This is a genomic window from Streptomyces sp. NPDC059816, assembly GCF_042732055.1.
Classification (GTDB): Bacteria; Actinomycetota; Actinomycetes; order Streptomycetales; family Streptomycetaceae; genus Streptomyces.
Window position 1 is genome coordinate 98,863 of the sequence record NZ_JBHWIQ010000022.1, and the last position, 19,337, is coordinate 118,199.

Genomic DNA, 19,337 nt, shown 5'->3' on the forward strand with positions numbered 1-19,337 from the left:
GGAGCCTAGCGGTCGCGCCGAAGGGGGGTGCGGTCCGCCAGGCTCCCGGGCCTCAGTCCGGGGCGCCGACCCGGTCCGCCACGGCCGCCGCCGGTGATGGCGCCGCCGGGCGGGCCCGGCCGAAGACCCGCGCGGCGACCACGGCCAGCACCGTCACCAGCGCCGCACCCACGAATCCGGCGACGTTCATACCGGCGGTGAACGCCTCGCGCCCCGCCTCCAACAGGGCCTGTGCGGGGCCGTCCGGCAGGCGCTCCGCCTCCGCGGTCGCCACTGCCAGGGTGTCCCCGGCCGCCGCCACCGCGTCCTCCGGCACACCCTCGGGCGGGGCTTCGTCCATCCGGCTGCGGTAGACGGCGGTCCCCAGACTGCCCAGGACCGCCACGCCCAGCGAGATGCCCAACTCCGTACTGGTCTCCGACATCGAGGCCGCCGCCCCCGCCTGGTGCGGCGGCACGGAACCCACCACCAGATCGGTGCTCAGCGCCGTCATCGGGCCCGCGCCGAAGAAGACCAGGGCGATGCCGCCCGCCACCACGACCAGTGCGGAGTCGGCGTCCGCGACCGCCGTCATCAGATAGCCGGCGACCGCCACCACGAGGCCCCCCGCCACCACCCGGCCCGGTCGGAACCTGCGCGCCAGCGCCGGGGCGATCAGCGAGCCCACGGCGCTCGCCACCGCCGTCGGGATCAGCCAGAGCCCGGCCCGCAGCGGCGGCTGGTCGGCCACCATCTGCACGTACTGGGTGGCGAACAGGTACAGGCCGCCGCCCGCCGCGGTGGAGACCAGAATGATCAGCAGAGCCGCGCGGAACGAGCGGTCGGCGAACAGGGCGAGGTTCAACAAGGGCTCCTCCAGGCGCTGTTGACGGCGAACGAAGAGCACGCCGAACACCGCGCCCAGCACCACCGCGATGACCGCGAACGGCTCGAAGCCCTCGGTGGCCATCCGCTTCAGGCCGTAGACGGTGGGCAGGATGCCCGCCAGGGACAGCACCACACTGGCCGGGTCAAGACGTCGCGGAGCCTGCTCGGGCCGGTACTCGGGCAACACCGTCGGCGCCGTCACCAGCAGCAGCACCATGACCGGAACGGCCAGCAGGAAGACCGACCCCCACCAGAACCACTCCAGCAGCAGTCCGCCCACCACCGGGCCCACGCCCATCCCGGACATGAAGCAGGAGATCCAGATCGAGATGGCCACCGCCCGCTGGCCGGCGTCCCGGAACATGTTGCTGATCAGCGCGAGGGTCGACGGCGCCAGGGTCGCACCGGCGACACCCAGCAGCGCACGGCCGAGGATCAGCATCAACGGGCTGGTGGCGTAGGCCGCCACGATCGAGGCCACACCGAACGCGAAGGCACCGATCATCAGCAGCCGCCGGCGGCCGATGCGGTCACCGAGCGTTCCCATGGTGATCAGGAAGCCGGCGATCATGAACCCGTAGACGTCCATGATCCACAGGAGTTCGGAGCCGGTCGGCGCCAAGTCCGCGCCGAGGTGCGGCGACGCGAGGTAGAGGACGCTCATGTCCAGGGCCAGTACCAGGGTCGGCAGGGCGAGCACGGCGAGGCCGATCCACTCCCGTGGGCCGGCTCGCCGCCCGGGAACGGCCGGGTCGAGCGGGTCAGTTGTCACGGCGGTTCCTCAGGAGGGCGTGGGTGAGGGGGACGTGCACCAGGTTCATGCGACCAGCCAACCGGCAGGCGGCGGCAGGACCGATGGCCATGACGCCGAGGGTGATGTGCGTGCGTCCAGCGGGCCGGGCGGCCGGGGCCGGACCGTAGAATCGCCGGGTGGACGCGCTCGCCAACCTGCTGTACGAGACGAGGGCCCGAGGAGCCGTCTTCGGCCGGTCGATCCTGGACCCGCCCTGGTCGTTGCGGTTCGTGGGCGGTTCGCCCCTGACCCTGATGACCATGTTGTCGGGCACCGCCTGGGTCCGGGTGGACGGCGCCGAACCGGTGCGTGTGGAGCCGGGCGACCTGGTGATCGTGACGGGCTCCGCACCGCACACCGTCTCGGACGCGCCGACGACGCCGGCGGGCATCGACGTGCACGGCTCCGAGCGGTGCGTCACCGCCGAAGGGGTCGACGTCACCGAGGACATCCGGCTGGACCTACGGGCCTGCGGCGAACGCTACGAGGGCTCCGCGATGTTGCTGACCGGCCTGTACCAGGGGGGCGGGGAGGTCAGCGGTCGGCTGCTGGAGGCGTTGCCTGCGGTGCTCCGGGTGCCCGGAGCGGAACAGCACCACCCGATGCTGGAGTTGGTCAGGGCCGAGGTGGAGCGTGCCGATCCGGGGCAACAGGTGGTGGTCGACCGGATGCTCGACCTGCTGCTCGTGTACACCCTGCGGGCCTGGTTCGCCCGGCCCGAGGCCCGGGCACCGGGCTGGTACCGGGCGCTCGGCGATCCGGTCGTGGGCGGAGCACTGCGGCTGATGCACGACGATCCGGCGCGGCCGTGGACGGTGCGGATGCTGGCGGACGAAGTGGGGGTCTCCCGGTCCGGCCTCGGCCACCGGTTCACCCTGCTGGTGGGCGAGCCGCCGATGGCGTACCTGGCCGGATGGCGCGTCTCGTTGGCGAGTGACCTGCTCCGGGCCACGGACGACACGGTGGCCTCCGTGGCCCGCCAGGTGGGGTACGCCGACGCATTCGCCTTGAGCGCGGCGTTCAAACGCATCCGTGGGACGCGGCCGTCGGACCACCGTAGGACGGGCGCCGCGGACGCCCGGGCGGCCCTCGGCTGAGCCCGGAGCCGGTACCGAACCACCGCAGGGGAACGCCCCCTTCCGGCGGCCCCCGGCACCCGCTCGACGCGCGTTCCCCCTGCTCCCCGCCGATCCGGGGGAAGTTGAATGCCCGACACAAGGATGGTTAGGCTTGCCTGCACTGCCTCGGACCGGGGTGGACGGACGGAGGGGGCGAGGTGGCGGAAGCGCGTTGCCGCTCCGGACGTACGGCGGTGGTCGGACGATGAAGGCACGGGACGGAGCAACCGGCGGCGACATACCCGCCGGGGGACCGCCCACCGCGCCGGCGCTCACCAAGGAGCCCGCGGCACCGGCACGGACGGTCGTCCGCCGCGCGGGTGCGCTCCGCTGGTACGGACTCGCGCTCGCAGCCCTGGCACTCGTCCTCGTCTGCGGCCTCAGCCTCTCGGTCGGCGCACGGAACGTTCCGTTCGCCACCGTGTGGGAGGTGCTCGTCCGGGGCGGTGGCGGCGAGGAGGCGTTCGTCGTGCGCGAGTTGCGGGTTCCGCGCACCGCCGTCGGTGTGCTGGCGGGCGCCGCGCTCGGCCTCGCCGGGGCACTGATGCAGGGACTGACCCGCAATCCGCTGGCCGACCCGGGACTGCTCGGGGTGAACAACGGGGCGTCCGCCGCCGTGGTCACCGCCATCGCCTTCCTCGGCGTCGACTCACCGATCGGATACGTCTGGTTCGCCCTCCTCGGCGCGGCCGTCGCCTACGCGGTGGTGTACCTGCTCGGCGCCTTGGGTCGGGCGTCGACACCGGAGCGGATGGTCCTCGCCGGTGCGGCGATCAACGCCACGCTGATCGCGTACGTGTCCGCGGTGATCCTCCACGACCTCAGCGTCTTCGACGAGTTCCGTTTCTGGGCGGTCGGCTCGCTCGCCGGACGGACCACGGACGTAGTGGTGCAGGTGGGTCCGCTGATCCTCATCGGTGTGGTCGCCGCCCTGGGGCTCGCCCGTCCGCTGAACGCACTGGCGCTCGGCGAGGAGACCGGTCGGGCGCTCGGCGCACACACCGAACGGACCCGGTTGACCGGAGCGGTGGCGGTGGCCCTGCTCTGCGGCGGCGCCACGGCGGCGGCCGGACCGATCGCGTTCGTCGGACTCGCGGTCCCCCATCTCGTACGCATGGTGACCGGCCCCGACCAGCGCTGGGTGATGGCCTACTCGCTGCTCCTCGCGCCCGTCCTGCTGCTCGGCGCCGACGTCCTCGGCCGGTTCCTGGTCTCACCGGGCGAGTTGGAAGCGGGCATCGTGACCGCGTTCCTCGGCGCGCCCCTCTTCATCCTGCTCAGCCGCCGACGCCGGATCGCGGCCCTGTGAGCGCCGTCCGCGGTCGGCGCGACGACCGGCCGGTGACCGGGAGGGTGCTGCGGACCCGTTCCGGTGCCGTGTCCGTTCGTCTGCACCTGCGGTCGCTGGCCGTCGGGACGCTGCTCACCCTGGCGATCTGCGCGGTCGGTCTGGTCAGCCTGACCACCGGTAGCTACTCCGCCTCCCTCGGCGACGTGTTCGCCGCCCTGGTCGGCGACGGGCCCCCGGGCGTCGACTTCATCGTGCGCGAACTGCGCCTGCCCCGACTGCTGGTGGCGGTGATGGTGGGGGCGGCACTGGGGATCGGCGGGGCGATGTTCCAGAGCGTCTCCCGCAATCCGCTGGGCAGTCCCGACGTGGTCGGCTTCACCACGGGGTCCGCGACGGGCGCCCTGGTGGTGATCCTGCTGCTCGGCGGTGGCCTGCGGGCCACCGCCTTCGGCGCGGTCGTCGGCGGGCTGCTCACCGCGGCCCTGGTGTACGTGCTCGCCTTCCGCCGTAGGGCGCAGGGCTTCCGGCTCATCCTCACCGGCATCGGCATCGCCGCCATGCTCAACGCGTTCAACGCCTATCTGCTGACCCGTGCCTCGCTGAACGACGCCCAGACCGCCCAACTGTGGCTGACCGGCAGCCTCAACGGCCGTCGCTGGGACCATGTGGTGCCGCTGGCCCTCGCCCTGCTGCTCCTGGTGCCCGTCGCCTCGGCACTCGGCCGTCGGATGACCCTGCTGGAGATGGGCGACGACACCGCCCGCGCCCGAGGGGTCCCCGTCGAGCCGACCCGGCTGGCGCTGCTGGTGACCAGCGTCGCGCTGACCGCGGTGGCGACCGCCGCCGCGGGACCGATCCCGTTCGTGGCGCTCGCCGCACCGCAACTGGCCCGGCGGCTGACCGGCTCGCCCGGGTCCGGGCTGCTGCCCGCCGCACTGATGGGCGCACTGCTGCTGACCGCCGCCGACCTGGCCACCCAGCGCGCCCTGGCCCCGACCCAACTCCCGGTGGGCATCGGCACCGCCGCGCTGGGCGGGCTCTACCTCGCCTGGCTACTGGGCCGACAGTGGCGGCGTCGATGACGACCGGTACCAGCCGGCGCCGCACCGGGCGCCACCTCCGGCACCGCCGGGAGAACGGACGGGAAACGACATGAGCGACGGGGCGCACGAGGTCCGACTGCGCGGTGCGGGCCTGACCCTCGCCTACGACGAGCGCGTGGTGACCGACGCACTGGACATCCGCATCCCCGACGGCTCCTTCACGGTGATCGTGGGCCCCAACGGGTGCGGCAAGTCCACGCTGCTCAAGGCGCTGTCCCGGATGATCAAGCCACGGGCCGGTGCGGTCCTCCTGGACTCCGCACCGATCTCCTCGTACGCCACGAAGGAGGCCGCCCGGCTGCTCGGTCTGCTCCCCCAGACCTCGACGGCACCCAACGGCATCACGGTCGGCGACCTGGTCGCCCGCGGCCGGTTCCCGCACCAGCGGCTGCTGCGGCAGTGGTCCGCCGAGGACGAGCAGGCGGTGGTCGAGGCGATGGAGATGACCCATGTCCGCGACCTGTCCGACCGGTTCGTCGAGGAGCTGTCCGGTGGGCAGCGACAGCGCGTCTGGCTCGCGATGGTGCTCGCCCAGCGCACCGACATCCTGCTGCTGGACGAACCGACCACCTTCCTCGACCTGGCGCACCAGGTCGAGGTGCTGGACCTCTGCTGGGACCTGCACCACCGGCGGGGGCACACCCTCGTCCTGGTGCTCCACGACCTCAACCAGGCGTTCCGGTACGCCTCGCACCTGATCGTGATGAAGGACGGCCGGATAGCGGCGCAGGGCGATCCGATGGAGGTCGTCACGGCGGACCTGGTGCAGGAGGTGTTCGGACTGGCCTGCCGGATCATCCCCGATCCGGAGGTCGGGACGCCGCTGGTGGTTCCCGCCGCCCGCCCCGACGACCCGCGCCGCCTCGACGGGGCCCTCAGCAAGGTCTGAGAGCGGTCGGGTTCCGTCCCCGTCCGGGGCGGGAGGGGCGCCGGCCCTGAGCCCGCGCTCCGAAGCCCACCCCGGCCGGGACCGGTCCTCAGGCCAGGGCCTCCCGCAGCAGCGGCTCCAGGCCCTTCACCGCGTAGGGGATGCTGAGCACGGAGGCACTGGAGAGGGCCAGGCCGACGGACGGGTCGGCGGGGAAGACCAGCCGGTCCTCCCGGGCCGCCTTCATCTCGGCGATCTGCGGGTACTGCTTCAACGTGGCCGCCAGCGGGAGTTGCTGTTGGCTCAGCAGGATCACCACGTCGGCGTCCGCCTCGCCCGTCTTCTCGGCGGACAGTTCGACGAAGTACGTGTCCTCGCCCAGGCCCGTCACGTACTCCGAGGGCTTCAGACCGAGCGCGGAGACGATCTGCATCCGGGTGTCGCCCGTGGTGTACACGCCGACCTTGCCGCCGAAGGCCAGCAGGATGGACACGGTCTTGCCGGCGAACGCGGGATTGCGGTCCGCGGCGGCCTTGAGCAGCGCCTCGGTGTCCGCGATCAGCTTGTCCCCTTCGGCGGCCCGGCCTACCGCGCGGGCGATGAGCTTGGTGGAATCCCGCCACGGCACGGTGTTCGCCGCGGCGTCGCCGGGCAACCCCACCGTGGGGGCGATGTCGGTGAGGGTGCGGTACTCGGTCTCGTCCCCGCCGGACTGGACGTTGACGATCAGGTCGGGGGCGAGGGAGGCCACCTTCTCGAAGTCGAACGGCGGCTTGAGGAAGGTCGGGGTCTTGCCGCCCAGCGAGGGTTCCGCCCAACTGCCCACGCCGCGCTTCATGGTGGGGATGAACTGCCACAGGCCGACCGGGACGACACCGAGGGCGAGGAGCACGTCGTGGTCGGTGCGCCCCAGGGAGAGCACCCGCTCGGGCTTCTTGGCGATCCGCACCGATCCGAACTTGTCCTCGACGGTGACGGGGAAGGCGCCGCCCGCACCGGGGCCGGCCGGCTCGGCCGGGGTGGACCCGTCGTCGTTGCCGCATCCGACGAGGGTCAGGGACGAGCCGAGCACGGCGCCCATGGAGATCACGCCCCGGCGGCTCAGGGGCCGTTCGCGTACGGTCGTTGTGGTCATGGCAAGGCCCGTCTGTGAGTGGTGGAGACACCGGACGGCGTACCGTCCGGCAGCGGCCCGCACCGCGGTGCGCGTCCGGATGGCGGACCTCGGCCGAGGGGTGACGCCCGCACGGCCGGAACCCGCCGGTCGTGCGAGCCACGGTCGCACACTAGTCAGGCAAGGCTTACCTTGGCAACGATCCTCCCCTGGTCGGCGGGGAGTTGCCCCACCGGCCGACTCCGGGCCCCGACCGGGCGGGACGGCCCGTCACTGCGGGCGGCTCAGCACGGTGCGCAGTGCGCGTTCCAGGAGGGCGGCCGGGTCGGGCCCGTCGGTGGTGCGGCGCCAGGCGACATGCCCGTCGGGGCGCACCAGGACGGCGCCGGATGCGGTGATTCCGTACGTGCGCGTCCAGTCCGGGTCGATCTCCGCGGTCCCGGGGTCGAGGACCCTGGTGTGCAGGGGCACGGAGAGGCGCTGCTGGACGTGGTGGGCCGCCGTCGTCCAGACCCTGCCCTCGGCTCCGGTGAGCAGGGTGAATCCGAGGCCGAAGAGGTCGAGTGCGGAGGCGGCGTCGGGTCCGGAGCCCAGCGGGAGGTGCGGGGCGCGGTGCCCGGGGCGGGCGCTCGGACGGTAGTCGGCACGGGAGTCCATGACCGGGTCGGCCGGGTCGGCCGGGTCCTCCTCGGGGACGAGCGCACCTTGCGGGTAGTGGAAGCCGAGGATCAGACCGTCCTTCACCAGCCGCTTGGGCAGTTCCTCGCGCCAGCGGTCCCAGTTGCCGGTGGCGACGGCGGTGGCGTTGTTGGTGCGGTCCTCGTCGGCGGTCCGTTCGGCGACCGGACGGCGTTCGGGGTCGTAGGTGGCGAGCAGTCCCGGGCCGGCCCAGCCGTGGACGACCGCGGCGAGCTTCCAGGCCAGGTTGTGCACGTCCTGGACGCCGAGGTTGAGTCCGGAGCCGCTGAACGGCGTCACCAGGTGCGCCGCGTCGCCCGCGAGGTGGACCCGACCGACGGTCATCCGCTCGGCGACCTCGCTCCGGCTGGTCCAGTGGGACTCCTCCAGCACCTTGACCGGGAGCCCGGGATCACCGGCGACGGTGCGCACCACGTCGGCGGGGTCGAGCGGCGTCGGGTCCGGGGGGCCTTCCAGGAGCCGGTTGAAGGTCCAGCGGTCGGGCACGGACGTGGGCTGGAGGTAGCCGCGCACCCCGTCGGAGTGCAGGAAGGTGTTGGAGGCCCGCAGCTCACCGAAGAGGGGGCCGAGGGGGGCCTCGAAGAGGAGTTGGTGGTTCTCGGTGACGGGCCCGCCGCCGCGCAGCTCGGTCCCGGTGGCGCGTCGTACCGCGCTGTGGGCGCCGTCGCAGCCGACGAGGTGCCCGCAGCGCACCCGGTAGGTACGGCCCCCGGGTCCGGTGACGGTGGCGGTGAGGTGCTCGTCCGTTTGGTCCAGGGCGCCGAGTGCGTGCCCGTACCGTACGCGGGCGCTGGGGACGCGGCGCCGCAGGATGTCCTCGACGACGTCCTGCGGACACAGCACCGTCGTCACCGGACTGTGGTCGGCGCGGCGACCGGCGGCGACGTGCCGGGCGAGCACGGCGTCGGGGCCGGTGAGGGACGTCAGGGTCGGGGCGAACGCGAAGCGCAGTCCGACGCGTTCCTGGGCGAATGCCGCCCCGGTGACCTCGTCGGCGAGGCCGAGGTGTCGAAGGACCTCCATGGTGCGGGTGTTCACGGCTCGGGAGCGGGGCAGTGCACTGGGTCCGGTGCGGCGCTCGACGAGCAGGAAGGGAACGCCCAGCCGGTCGAGGAGCAGGGCGAGGGTCAGTCCGGCGGGGCCGGCTCCGGCGATGAGGACGGGAACGTACTCGTCCACGGGGCCGGTCTCCGGGGCGGGGGCCGCGGTCATGACGGGGTCCTTTCGAGGATGGGGTCGGGTGAGTTCGCGGGGCCGTCGCGTTGCCAGCGGTGGGCGCGCCGGCGCAACGGGCCGACCAGCAGGTGTTCGGTGAGCAGGGCGACGGCCACGGCCACGGTGGCCCAGGCGAAGACCTCGTCCGTGGCGAGGTTGGTGCGTGCGGTGGCGATCTGGGCGCCGACTCCGTCGGGGGCGGCGAGCAGTTCGGACATGATCGTGGTGCGCAGCGAGGTGGTCGTGACCAGGGCGACGGAGGCGAGGAGCGGGGCGGTGAGGGCCGGCAGCACCAGGTGACGGAGGCGGTGGAGGAGGGGCACTCGGAAGGCGGTGGCCATCTCCAGCAGGTCGGCGTCGAGGGAGCGTACGGCTTCGGCGACCGCGACGGCGACGACCGGCACCGAGACCAGGGTGGCGACGAAGACGGGCACCTCTCCCCCGCCGCCCCACCAGACCATTCCCATGACGACGGGCACGATCGGCGGAATGCCGAGCAGCACCGCGCGCAGCGGCCGGCTGAGTCCGTCGGCGAGGGCGCTGGTGCCGCCGATCAGTCCCCACAGGGTGCCGATGAGCAGGGCGAGGGCGGAGCCGAGGAGGGTTCGGCCGAGGCTGCGGGCGATCTCGGTGGGCAACAGGCCGCTGGCGGTGAGGCGTTGCAGCGCCTGGGTCGTTTCGGCGGGTGAGGGGACGAGCACGGCGGGGTGGCGGGCGGCCCAGAGGTGCCAGAGGGCGACCAGGGCCACGGTGCCCGTCAGCACGAGTGCGGTGTCACGGACCCTCGGTGACGTAGAGGCCGGCACCGGGCACCTTCCCTCCGACCAGGGCCGGCGAGGCGGCGGCGAGTTCGGTGAAGAGCGCGGTCAGTTCGGGGCGGGCGTCGCGGGCGCTGCGGTAGGTGGGGGTGAGGCGGTCGAGCAGCCCGGTGACGAGCGGGCCGGGGGCTCCGGTGCGCCGGGCGACCTGGGGGGCGATGGCGGCGGGCCGGTCGGCGGCGCTGCGGGCGGAGCGGGTGAGGGCGCGGTGGAGGTGTCCGACGAGTTCGGGGTGGTCCTCGGCGAACCGGCCGCGGACGCCGACGGCGTAGGTGGGCAGGCTGCGCTGTCCGGTGGCCTTGCGCCACTGTTCGCCGAGGGTGAGGATCTGCTTCTTCGGGCGGCCGACGGACGCGGCCCGGCTGACCGCCAGGCTGGCCTGGTGCTCGGGGAGCAGTGCGTAGTCGACCTCGCCGGCGCTGACCGCGGTGAGCAGGTCGGGGAGGCCGGGGTGGTTGACGACGGTCAGGTCCTCGCCGGGGGTGAGTCCGTTCTTACGGGCGAGGTGACGGAACAGCACGTCGTTGACGTCGCCCTTGAACGGGATGTGGACGGTGGCGCCGCGCAGCGAGGACCAGGAGGGTGCTGCGTCGTCCGGGCCGACGAGCACGTCGACGGGTCCGCCGACGACGCCGAGGATGCGGACGTCGACGCCCCGGTTGTGCAGGTTGGCCGCGATGTTGCTGGGGAGGGTGAGGACGTCGACGGAGTTGCTGGTGAGTTGGGTGCGGATCTCGTCGGGGTTGCGCAGGGCGCTGAAGCGGACGCTGCCGGCCTCGGAGGTGAGTTCCCGGTCGGTGCGCAGTCCGGCGGTCGCGGCGTCGAGCACCGCGTTGGGGGCGACGGCGATGCGCAGGCCGGTGTCCTCACCGCCTGCGCCGGGCCCGGCGCAGGCGGTGAGGAGGGTAAGAGACGCCAGGAGTTGCGCGGCGCGGACGGGTCGGTGGCGGTGGGGGTGGCGGGTGTGCGTGGTCACTCGTGGGCTCCTGAGCGGTGGGGGTGGGGTGGCGCGGGCGGCCCGCCCGGCGGGTCGGTGAGGTGCGCCGTGGGGTGCGCCGCGGTGAGGGCCCGGACGACGGCCCGTTCGGCGCGTTCGGTGGCGGCGGGGGTGCGGGTGGCGGCGGGTGCGTCGAAGTCCAGGACCTGGTGCCCGGTGGGTCCCAGGACCAGGGCGCGGTCGGCGGTGACGGCGGCCTCGTGGGGGTCGTGGGTGGACCACAGGACGGTCGAACCGGCGTCCCGGGCGAGGGCGAGGAGGGTCTGTCGCACCTCGGCGCGGAGGTGGATGTCCAGTGCGGAGGCGGGTTCGTCGAGGACGAGGAGCGGGGCGCGGACGATCAGGGCACGGGCGAGTGCGACGCGTTGCCGCATCCCGGTGGAGAGTGCCGCCGGGTAGGCGTCGACGGAGTCCGCGAGGCCGAGTCCGTCGAGGAGGTGGCGGGCGCGGGCGAGGTCTGCGGCGGCGGGTCGGCGGCCCAGGACGAAGACCACGTTGTCCAGGGCGGTGCGCCAAGGCATCAGCCGGGGTTCGGCGAAGGCGTACCCCACGCGGTCGGGCGCCGTGACGGTTCCGGTCGTCGGACGGTGGAGACCGGCGGCCAGGCGCAGCAGGGTGCTCTTGCCGACGCCCGAGGGTCCGAGGACGGCGAGGGTGGTGCCGGCGGGCACGGCGAGGTCGAGGCCGTGGAACAGACGTTGCGTCCGGTAACGGTGGCCGACCGCGCGGAACGTCACTCCCCCTGTGGACACGTAATCCCCCAAGTCCTCTTGAGCCCCTGACGACTTGGGCGAGGCTAACAAGGGGTCGCCTGACCGCGGTGGTTCGGTCAGGCAACCGCATGGTGGGCAACCACCCCTTGCACGCGTGCAGTTGACGAGCGGGGCGACGGGCCCGGACGACGGGCGGCCAGGTTCTTACGAGAGCCTGACGGTAAGGCCGTTTCCCTCGCCCTGCGCTCGTGACGGCTTGTTCACTGAGCCTCCCGAGTTGCTGATGCGCATGAGGAGGTAGGTGGCTGATGGTGGAGAGAATCGTGGAACGTGCACTTCCCGGGCCGTCCGGGTGGAGCAGTGCCCTGCTCGACGGGCTGACGGCCGAGGACCGGATGCTGTTCCGCACGTTCGGACAGGGTCCGAGTCGAACGGTGCCGTACGAGCTGGTGCACCGGGCCTTCGAGGACCAGGCCCGGACCCGACCGATGACGATCGCCGCCACGCACGACGGGCGGAGCATCACCTACGGCGAGTTGGACCGCCACGCCGAGCGGTTGGCCCGGGTGCTCGCCGACCGGGGCGTGCGCACCGGTGACCGGGTGGCGGTCTTCGTCCGTCGTTCCCTGCCGATGCTCGTCGCGCTCCTGGGCACGTTGAAGGCCGGTGCCGCCTACGTCCCCCAGGACATCGGCATCACCCCGCGGGCCCAGCTCCGGCACGTGCTGCGGACCTCCGGGGCGCGCACCGTGCTCACGCTCTCCCCGTACGAGGACCGGGTGCCCGTGACCCCCGGCACGGGTACGGTCGCCGTCGACCTGTTGATGGAGGAGCCCCTGCCCCCGGTGGGGGAATCCCTGTCCCGCCCCGGCGCCGGGCCCCGCCCCGAGCCCGACCCGCGCGGTGAGGACCTCTGCTACGTCCTGTTCACCTCCGGCACCACCGGACAGCCCAACGGGGTGGCCGTCACGCACCGCAACGTGTGCAACCTGCTGCACACCGCGCCCGGTCGGCTGGGGATCGAACCGGGCATGCGGGTCAGTCAACTCCTCAACATCGCCTTCGACATGGCGGCCTGGGAGATCCTGGGCGCGCTGAGCCACGGTGCGACCCTCGTGCTGCGCGGCAAGGACTTCACCGAGGCGGTCCGTGAGGCGGAGGTGATCATCGCGACGCCTACCATCCTGTCGGGGTTGGACCCCGCGGACTGCACCCGGGTGCGGGCAGTGGCGGTGGCCGGGGAGCCGTGCCCCCGTGCACTCGCCGACCGGTGGGCGGCCGTCTGCGACTTCCACAACGGCTGCGGTCCCACCGAGACCACGATCGTCAACACCGTGCAGCGGCACTCCCCGTCGGCCGAACGACTGACGATCGGACGCCCCGTCCCGAACACCACCGTGTACGTCCTCGACGACCACGGCCGGCCGCTGCCCATCGGCGAGGTGGGCGAGATGTGGGCGGGGGGCGCGGGAGTGACCGCGGGGTACCTCGACAACCCCGGGCTGACCCACGAGCGCTACCGACCGGACCCCTTCGTCGGAGCGGGGCAGCTGATGTTCCGCACCCGCGACCTGTGCCGTTGGACCCCCGAAGGCGAACTGGAACACCTCGGCCGCACCGACGACCAGGTGAAGATCCGGGGCTTCCGCGTCGAACTCGACGCGGTGTCGGCCGTCCTGGAATCGATGCCCGGCTGCGTCAGGGCCGCCACCGTGCGGCTCGACGGCAGCACCCTCGTCTCCTTCGTCGCCCCCGGGAGCCTCGGGCCGGCCGCTGCGCGCCGCGCGGTCGCCGATGTCCTGCCGTACTACTACGTCCCCGAGGACGTGCACGCACTGGACCTCCTTCCGCAGACCAGCCGGGGGAAGATCGACAAGGCCGCGCTGGTGGAGCTCGCCGAACGCCTGCGGGCCGAGCGGTCGGACGTGGCGTCATGAGTACCGTCTCGCGACCGCCGACCGGCGCACCCGTCACAGAGCCGCTCGCGGTGCCCCCGCTGCCGCCGCCCGGCTCGCTCACCCGGCGCGTGCTGGGACATCCGCGGTTGATCCCCCACCACCGGTTGCTCGCGTCCGTGCTCCTGGTCAATGCGGGGGTGCTCGGGTACGCGGTGGCCGCCCCCGGCCCGGTTGCGGTGGACACCCTCTCCCACGCGGCGCTGGTGAACTTCACCCTGGCGGTGCTGATCCGGCAGCAGTACGTGATCAACGCACTGTTCAGGATCGCCACGGCGGCGCCCCTGACCTGGCCGTTGCGCGTCAGGTGGGCCCTGTCGAAGGTCTACCACTTCGGTGGGCTGCACATCGGTGGTGCCGTCGCCGGAACGCTCTGGTTCCTGGCGCTGACCGTGCGCCTGACCCACGACGGGGCACCCCTCGCCACCCTCCTCGTCTCCTGGGCTCCGGCGGTCGTGCTGACCGTCGTCGCGCTCACGGCGCTCCCGGCGCTGCGCGCCCGCTTCCACGACGCCTTCGAGCGCGTCCACCGCTTCGGCGGCTGGGCCGCACTCGCCCTGTTGTGGGCCCAGACCCTGCTGGTCGCCCACGACCGCGGAACTTCCCTCGTCGCCTCGCCCGGCCCCTGGCTGCTGGCGCTCGTCACCTTCAGCATCGCCCTGCCCTGGCTGCGGCTGCGCCGGGTCCCGGTCGCGTTGGAACGTCCTTCTTCCCATGTGGTGTTGGCGCACTTCGACCACGGGGTGACCCCGTTCGCCGGCTCCGCGACCGCGATCAGCCGTTCGCCGCTCACCGAGTGGCACTCCTTCGCGAACGTCCCCGCACCCGGGCGCAGCGGATTCCGGTTGACGGTCTCCCGCGCCGGCGACTGGACGGGGGAGTTCATCGACGAGCTGCCGGACACCGTGTGGGTCAAGGGAATCCCCACCGCGGGAGTCGCCAACATCGAGACGCTGTTCCGACGGGTCGTGTACATCGCCACCGGCAGCGGGATCGGACCGTGTCTGCCGCACCTGTTGGCGGGGACCGTGCCCGCCCGACTGGTGTGGGCGGCCCGCAGTCCCCGGGCGACCTACGGGGACGCCCTGGTGGACGAGATCCTCGCGGCGCAGCCCGATGCCGTGGTGTGGGACACCGCCACGCACGGCAAGCCCGACATGGCGGCCCTCGCCCACGCCGTCTGGCAGGAATCCGGCGCGGAGGCGGTGATCTGCATCTCCAACCGCAGGCTCACCCGCGCGGTGGTGCACGCCCTGGAACAGCGTGGCATACCCGCGCACGGCGCGATCTGGGACTCCTGACCCGCACGCCCACCCCCATGCGTCCCCACTCCCCACTCCCATTCCCCTTCCCACACCCACTCCCCACCCCCACGAATTCCCCGGAGGAGACATGCCCGACCATCTGAAGGTGGAGCGCCACGACCGCGTGGTGACCGTCCGCCTGCACCGGCCCGAGGTGCGCAACGCCCTCAACACCGCCTTGCTGGAGGAACTGCTCGACACGCTGGGCCCGTTGGACACCGACCCCGAGGTGGGCTGCTTCCTCATCACCGGTTCCCACCGCGTGTTCGCCTCGGGCGCCGACATCCGGGAGATGGCCGAGCGCAGCGCGCCGGAGATGTTCGCGGCGGACTGGTTCGCCCGTTGGGAACTGTTCGCGGCGTTGCGCACGCCGAAGGTGGCGGCGGTGGCCGGCTTCGCCCTGGGCGGCGGCTGCGAGCTCGCCATGATGTGTGACACAGTCATCGCCGACACCACCGCGGTCTTCGGCCAGCCGGAGATCACGCTCGGAGTGATCCCCGGCATCGGCGGGACCCAGCGGCTCACCCGGCTGATCGGCAAGGCCAAGGCCATGGACCTGATCCTCACCGGGAGGACGATGGACGCGGCGGAGGCGGAGCGCTCCGGACTGATCTCACGACTGGTCCCCGCCGGTCAGCTGGACTCCGAGGCGGCCGAGTTGGCGCAGGTGATCGCCTCCCGCAGCCGGCCGGCGGCCCTCGCGGCCCGGGAGGCGGTCGGTCAGGCGCTGGAGTCGGGACTGGGCGAGGGCTTGCGGTACGAGCGGCGGGTCTTCCACTCGTTGTTCGCCGGCGCCGACCAGAAGGAGGGGATGCGCGCCTTCCTGGAGAAGCGCCCCCCGCAGTTCGGACACGGCGCCCCGTAGCGGCCGTCGCACCGGTGACCCCGGGCGGAGCGCGAGCTCCGGCCGGGGTCCGGCACCCCGAGGGCTCCTACAGCGGCGCCACGGGCAGAGTCAGCTCGAAGCGGCATCCTCCCGGCACGTTGTTGACCCGTACCCGGCCGGAGTGGGCCTCGACGATGCCGCGCACGATGGCGAGGCCCAGCCCGGCGCCCCCCGGTGGGGTGCGGGCCTCGTTGCCGCGCCAGCCGGCGTCGAAGACGCGGGGCAGGTCGTCTTCGTGGATGCCTCCGCAGCTGTCGGTGACCGCGAGGGTGGCCCAGCGGTCCCCGCCCGTCGCGCAGACCGCGACGGCTCCACCGGCCGGTGTGTGGTGGATGGCGTTGACCAGCAGGTTCGCCAGGACCCTCGTCATCTCACCCGCGTCGACCTCCACCGGCACCGGCTCGACGGGATCGTTCAGCAGGCGGACCCCGTGCTCGGCGGCGAGGGCTTCGGCGCCGGCGAGGGCGTCCCCGACCAGATCGTGCAGGGAGGTCCGCACCGGGTCGAGGGACAGGGTGCCGGCGTGGATGCGGGACAATTCGAAGAGGTCGGAGACCATGCCGTCCAACCGCTGCACCTCGGCGCGGATCTGTCGGAAGTAGCGCTCCGGGTCCCTGGCGACCCCGTCCTCCAGCGCCTCGGTCATGGCGCGGAGCCCGGCGAGCGGAGTCCGTAGGTCGTGCGAGATCCAGGCGACGAGTTCCCGTCGGGAGGCGTCCAGCGCGCGTTCGCGTTCCCTGGACGCCGCGAGTCTGGCCGCGGACGCCTCCAGTTCCCGGCTGAAGGACGCCAACTCGGCCGTGGCGGGCGTCTTGGGGCTGGCGAAGCTGCCGTCGTGTCCGAACGAGCGGGCGGCGAGCGCCAGGCCACGGCTGCCGGCCGCCACCCGGCGGCCCAGGAGGACCGCGGTGGCGAAGGAGGCGAGCGCCGCCATCGCCACCACCACCGTCACCACCTTGAGGTCGTGGGCGTTCATCAGCAGCATCGCCCAGGAGACCGAGAGCGTGCCGGCGAGCATCGCGAGCACCGCCACCGCCGCCACCACAGTCAGCGAGGCCATGAGCGATCGACGGCGCAGCAGGTGCAGGGCCACCACCCCGGCCAGTCCCGCGCACACCGCGCCGAGCAGGGCGTACAGCGCGATGAGCGCCAGATCAGACATCACCGTGAACCCCCGGGTAGCTCCCCCGTGCGGCGTCCGCGAAGCGGTAGCCGATCCCCCAGACCGTGTGGATCAGGGCGGGGGCGGCGGGGTCGTCCTCGATCTTGCTGCGCAGCCGCCGGATGTGCACCGTCACCGTGGAGAAGTCACCGAACTCCCAGCCCCACACCTCACGCATCAGCGTCTCGCGGGTGACCGCCCGGTCGGGGTGGTGGAGCAGATAGGCGAGGAGGTCGAACTCCCGCAGGGTGAGGCTGACTTCCCGCCCGTTCTTGGTGACCGTGCGACCGGCCGGGTCCAGGGTGAGGCCGAACCGGGACACCAGGTGCCCGGGCTGCTCGACGGTGCTCGCCCGGCGCAGCACCGACGCGACCCGCAGGACGAGTTCGCGCGGGCTGAACGGCTTGGTCAGGTAGTCGTCCGCGCCGGTCTCCAGCCCGAGGACCCGGTCGCTCTCGTCGCCGCGGGCGGTCAGCATGATGACGGGCACGGGTCCCGTGCGGAGCAGGGCGCGGCAGACCTCCAGGCCGTCGATGCCCGGCAGCATGAGGTCGAGCACGACCAGGTCGGGGCGGCGCAGCGCGGCGGAGCGCAGGGCGACGAAGCCGTCGGGGGCGTGGGCGACGGTGTGTCCGGCCTGTTCGAGATAGCTGACGACGACCTCGGCGACGGTCGGATCGTCTTCGACCACCAGGACGTGTGTCGGCGTGCGGTGCATGGCCCCAGCCTCTCAGGGGCGCGCACGACGCGTGCGGAGGGCCGGCTGGTCTCCGTCCCGCCGCCGGAACGCCTGGTGGAACGCCCCCTGGAACGGCCGGTGGAGCGGCCGGTGGAGCGGCCAGCAGAACGCCCCGCCGAGGCCGGGGCGGGGCGTTCTGCGTTCTCATCTGCGGTACTGCGGCGGCCGGGTGACCGCCGTGTCGTACGGCTGCGTCACCCCCCGCCGCTCCTACGCGTAGACGTAGAACTGGGTGTGGTCCAGCACGCTCTGGGGGGTCGTGTTGGTCCAGGGCGGCATGGTCTCGTTGAGGTCGATCACCTCGGTCGTGCCCCCGGTGGGGAGGTACTCGGCGCTACTGGGGTGGAGCGCGTGCCACTCGACCCAGAGCTTGTCGACGAACGCGTGGTGCAGCCAGAACACCGGGTCGTTCGGGGAGACGCTGGACTCCATCTGCCCCCACACCCAGGTGTGCACCCGGTTGTGCATGCTCATGTAGCCCGCGGAGCCTTCGAGGGTGGAGCGGAAGCCCGCCGAGCCGTCCCGCCAGGGCGCGGAGTCGTAGGTGGGGATGGCGAGGGCGGAGTCGACCTGGGCGCGCGTCGGCAGGGTCGGTACGCGGTAGCCGAGGTTGCGGGCGAGGAACGGACGGCTGTCGGCCTGGATGGTGATCGGCCACTGACCGGCCGAGTAGGCGAAGGGGCCGTCCATGACCTGGTCGTCCAGGGGCCGTCCGGTCCCACCGAGGAAGTTCGGTGCCCACAGGGAGGAGCCGGCGGTGTTGTCGACGGTCCAGTCCCAGTAGGGGATCGACACCAGCGGGTTGACCTTCTGGAGCTCGTTCTCGAAGTCGATGAGGTACTTGCGGTGCCAGGGCAGGAACGACGGGCCGAAGTGGCCCACGTATATCCCGGTGTTCATGTCCAGGGCGAAGCGGAGGCGGTGCGCGGCGACGAACTCGTCGTACACGCCGCTGGCTTTGAGGGCCAGCACGGCGTCGACGAACGCCTGCTTCTCGGCGGACGTGAGGTTCGCCTGGTTCTTGCGTACGGTCATGGCGGTTGCTCCCGGCTCAGGCGGTGGGGTCGAAGGGGACGATGGCGGCGCCCTTCAGCGAGATGACCGCGGTGCGTGCGGCGTCGTGCGGGGTCGCGAACCTCTCGTAGTGGTTGATCGTGCTGCTCCAGCCGCTCTTCCCGTGCTGCATGACCTGGAGTTCGCGGCCGTCGACCAGGACGCGGTAGCCGGGGCCGTGTCCTGCGTGGGCGTGGGTGCGGGCCTTCGCGTCGGGCAGTCCTTGGATGCGGCGGCCCTGGAAGACCTCGTCGAACGGTGCGAGTTCGCCGGTGCCGCCGGGTGCGGCGGCCTCGGCCGGTGCGCTGCCGGCGGTCACGGTGGCGACGCCGGCGAGCACTGCGGTGCCCGCGGCTGCGCCTCCTACGGCTCGGATGACCTGACGACGGGTGAGTCTGGACATGACTGATGGACCCCCATAAGCATGGCTGAGGCGGCCCTCCAGGTTGTTTGCGGACCGCCGCGACCATGCCAACACGGGGAGTGATCGCCGCAGAAGGGGGGCCCTTTCGGTTGGCTGCCATACGGACACGTTTCGCAGGCCACGAGGGTGCGACCGGACCTGTTCTTCCTGCGCGTCGGGGTCCGGGGGTTTCGGAACCGTAGATTCCACCGTGAACGTGCCACCTGCATGGAGATCTT

General features: G+C 72.6%; 17 protein-coding genes. 7 read left to right on the forward strand and 10 right to left on the reverse strand.

The genetic code is table 11. The annotated features are described in order from the left end of the window. Positions 1-52 precede the first annotated feature (52 nt). Entirely contained in the window at positions 53-1,639 is a 1,587-nt protein-coding gene (locus ACFV88_RS26410) for an MFS transporter (protein WP_385494377.1), read from the reverse strand. 158 nt (positions 1,640-1,797) lie between these two features. Here ACFV88_RS26410 and ACFV88_RS26415 point away from each other — a divergent pair, with 158 nt between their 5' ends. From ACFV88_RS26415 to ACFV88_RS26430, 4 genes are all read left to right on the forward strand, one after another. Then, the gene (locus ACFV88_RS26415) at positions 1,798-2,757 is read left to right on the forward strand and encodes an AraC family transcriptional regulator (protein WP_385494378.1); all 960 of its coding nucleotides are present in this window, start codon (positions 1,798-1,800) and stop codon (positions 2,755-2,757) included. 226 nt (positions 2,758-2,983) lie between these two features. Continuing rightward, positions 2,984-4,087: a FecCD family ABC transporter permease gene (locus tag ACFV88_RS26420; RefSeq protein WP_385494379.1), complete on the forward strand. Its 1,104-nt coding sequence runs from the start codon at positions 2,984-2,986 to the stop codon at positions 4,085-4,087. Further along, on the forward strand, positions 4,084-5,151 hold the full coding sequence (locus ACFV88_RS26425; RefSeq protein ID WP_385494380.1) for a FecCD family ABC transporter permease: 1,068 nt from the start codon (positions 4,084-4,086) through the stop codon (positions 5,149-5,151). Before ACFV88_RS26420 ends, ACFV88_RS26425 begins: the two co-directional genes overlap by 4 nt. Before the next feature lie 70 nt (positions 5,152-5,221). After that, complete coding sequence (locus ACFV88_RS26430; protein WP_385494381.1) at positions 5,222-6,061, forward strand: ABC transporter ATP-binding protein; 840 nt, start codon at positions 5,222-5,224, stop codon at positions 6,059-6,061. A gap of 88 nt (positions 6,062-6,149) precedes the next feature. Here ACFV88_RS26430 and ACFV88_RS26435 read toward each other — a convergent pair whose 3' ends face one another. The 5 genes from ACFV88_RS26435 to ACFV88_RS26455 all read right to left on the reverse strand — a co-directional run bounded on the left by ACFV88_RS26435 (position 6,150) and on the right by ACFV88_RS26455 (position 11,635). Next, positions 6,150-7,175 carry an iron-siderophore ABC transporter substrate-binding protein gene (locus ACFV88_RS26435; protein WP_385494382.1) on the reverse strand — a complete coding sequence of 342 codons (1,026 nt, stop codon included), beginning with the start codon at positions 7,173-7,175 and terminating at the stop codon, positions 6,150-6,152. Between the two features lie 249 nt (positions 7,176-7,424). Beyond that, positions 7,425-9,065 (reverse strand): FAD-dependent monooxygenase, encoded by a 1,641-nt coding sequence (locus tag ACFV88_RS26440; RefSeq protein WP_385494383.1) that lies wholly within the window; start codon positions 9,063-9,065, stop codon positions 7,425-7,427. After that, complete coding sequence (locus tag ACFV88_RS26445) at positions 9,062-9,832, reverse strand: ABC transporter permease (protein ID WP_385494384.1); 771 nt, start codon at positions 9,830-9,832, stop codon at positions 9,062-9,064. The genes ACFV88_RS26440 and ACFV88_RS26445 overlap by 4 nt, the downstream gene beginning before the upstream one ends. 10 nt (positions 9,833-9,842) lie before the next feature. Continuing rightward, on the reverse strand, positions 9,843-10,862 hold the full coding sequence (locus ACFV88_RS26450) for an ABC transporter substrate-binding protein (RefSeq protein WP_385494385.1): 1,020 nt from the start codon (positions 10,860-10,862) through the stop codon (positions 9,843-9,845). Then, positions 10,859-11,635, reverse strand: a complete 777-nt coding sequence (locus ACFV88_RS26455; protein ID WP_385494386.1) for an ABC transporter ATP-binding protein — start codon at positions 11,633-11,635, stop codon at positions 10,859-10,861. Before ACFV88_RS26455 ends, ACFV88_RS26450 begins: the two co-directional genes overlap by 4 nt. A 356-nt stretch (positions 11,636-11,991) precedes the next feature. Here ACFV88_RS26455 and ACFV88_RS26460 point away from each other — a divergent pair, with 356 nt between their 5' ends. The 3 genes from ACFV88_RS26460 to ACFV88_RS26470 all read left to right on the forward strand — a co-directional run bounded on the left by ACFV88_RS26460 (position 11,992) and on the right by ACFV88_RS26470 (position 15,720). Beyond that, complete coding sequence (locus ACFV88_RS26460) at positions 11,992-13,533, forward strand: amino acid adenylation domain-containing protein (protein ID WP_385494407.1); 1,542 nt, start codon at positions 11,992-11,994, stop codon at positions 13,531-13,533. After that, positions 13,530-14,852, forward strand: coding sequence for a hypothetical protein (locus ACFV88_RS26465; protein WP_385494387.1), 1,323 nt, complete (start codon positions 13,530-13,532; stop codon positions 14,850-14,852). The genes ACFV88_RS26460 and ACFV88_RS26465 overlap by 4 nt, the downstream gene beginning before the upstream one ends. 91 nt (positions 14,853-14,943) lie before the next feature. Continuing rightward, positions 14,944-15,720, forward strand: coding sequence for an enoyl-CoA hydratase-related protein (locus ACFV88_RS26470; RefSeq protein WP_385494388.1), 777 nt, complete (start codon positions 14,944-14,946; stop codon positions 15,718-15,720). A gap of 67 nt (positions 15,721-15,787) precedes the next feature. On the opposite strand, the gene ACFV88_RS26475 is transcribed toward ACFV88_RS26470, so the two are convergent. From ACFV88_RS26475 to ACFV88_RS26490, 4 genes are all read right to left on the reverse strand, one after another. Continuing rightward, positions 15,788-16,903: a sensor histidine kinase gene (locus tag ACFV88_RS26475; protein WP_385494389.1), complete on the reverse strand. Its 1,116-nt coding sequence runs from the start codon at positions 16,901-16,903 to the stop codon at positions 15,788-15,790. After that, positions 16,896-17,621: a response regulator transcription factor gene (locus ACFV88_RS26480; RefSeq protein ID WP_385494390.1), complete on the reverse strand. Its 726-nt coding sequence runs from the start codon at positions 17,619-17,621 to the stop codon at positions 16,896-16,898. The genes ACFV88_RS26475 and ACFV88_RS26480 overlap by 8 nt, the downstream gene beginning before the upstream one ends. 231 nt (positions 17,622-17,852) lie before the next feature. Then, positions 17,853-18,677 carry a tyrosinase family protein gene (locus tag ACFV88_RS26485; RefSeq protein WP_385494391.1) on the reverse strand — a complete coding sequence of 275 codons (825 nt, stop codon included), beginning with the start codon at positions 18,675-18,677 and terminating at the stop codon, positions 17,853-17,855. 16 nt (positions 18,678-18,693) lie between these two features. Beyond that, a complete protein-coding gene (locus tag ACFV88_RS26490) occupies positions 18,694-19,098 on the reverse strand; it encodes a tyrosinase cofactor (protein WP_385494392.1) in 405 nt (134 codons plus the stop codon). Between the last annotated feature and the right edge of the window lie 239 nt (positions 19,099-19,337).

What these genes read in the sequence shown, in the direction of transcription:
- ACFV88_RS26420 (WP_385494379.1), top strand. Translation starts at nt 2,984, where the DNA reads ATGAAGGCACGGGACGGAGCAACCGGCGGCGACATACCCGCCGGGGGA.
- ACFV88_RS26430 (WP_385494381.1), top strand. Translation starts at nt 5,222, where the DNA reads ATGAGCGACGGGGCGCACGAGGTCCGACTGCGCGGTGCGGGCCTGACC.
- ACFV88_RS26435 (WP_385494382.1), bottom strand. Translation starts at nt 7,175, where the DNA reads ATGACCACAACGACCGTACGCGAACGGCCCCTGAGCCGCCGGGGCGTG.
- ACFV88_RS26440 (WP_385494383.1), bottom strand. Translation starts at nt 9,065, where the DNA reads ATGACCGCGGCCCCCGCCCCGGAGACCGGCCCCGTGGACGAGTACGTT.
- ACFV88_RS26460 (WP_385494407.1), top strand. Translation starts at nt 11,992, where the DNA reads ATGCTGTTCCGCACGTTCGGACAGGGTCCGAGTCGAACGGTGCCGTAC.
- ACFV88_RS26465 (WP_385494387.1), top strand. Translation starts at nt 13,530, where the DNA reads ATGAGTACCGTCTCGCGACCGCCGACCGGCGCACCCGTCACAGAGCCG.
- ACFV88_RS26470 (WP_385494388.1), top strand. Translation starts at nt 14,944, where the DNA reads ATGCCCGACCATCTGAAGGTGGAGCGCCACGACCGCGTGGTGACCGTC.
- ACFV88_RS26475 (WP_385494389.1), bottom strand. Translation starts at nt 16,903, where the DNA reads ATGTCTGATCTGGCGCTCATCGCGCTGTACGCCCTGCTCGGCGCGGTG.
- ACFV88_RS26480 (WP_385494390.1), bottom strand. Translation starts at nt 17,621, where the DNA reads ATGCACCGCACGCCGACACACGTCCTGGTGGTCGAAGACGATCCGACC.
- ACFV88_RS26485 (WP_385494391.1), bottom strand. Translation starts at nt 18,677, where the DNA reads ATGACCGTACGCAAGAACCAGGCGAACCTCACGTCCGCCGAGAAGCAG.
- ACFV88_RS26490 (WP_385494392.1), bottom strand. Translation starts at nt 19,098, where the DNA reads ATGTCCAGACTCACCCGTCGTCAGGTCATCCGAGCCGTAGGAGGCGCA.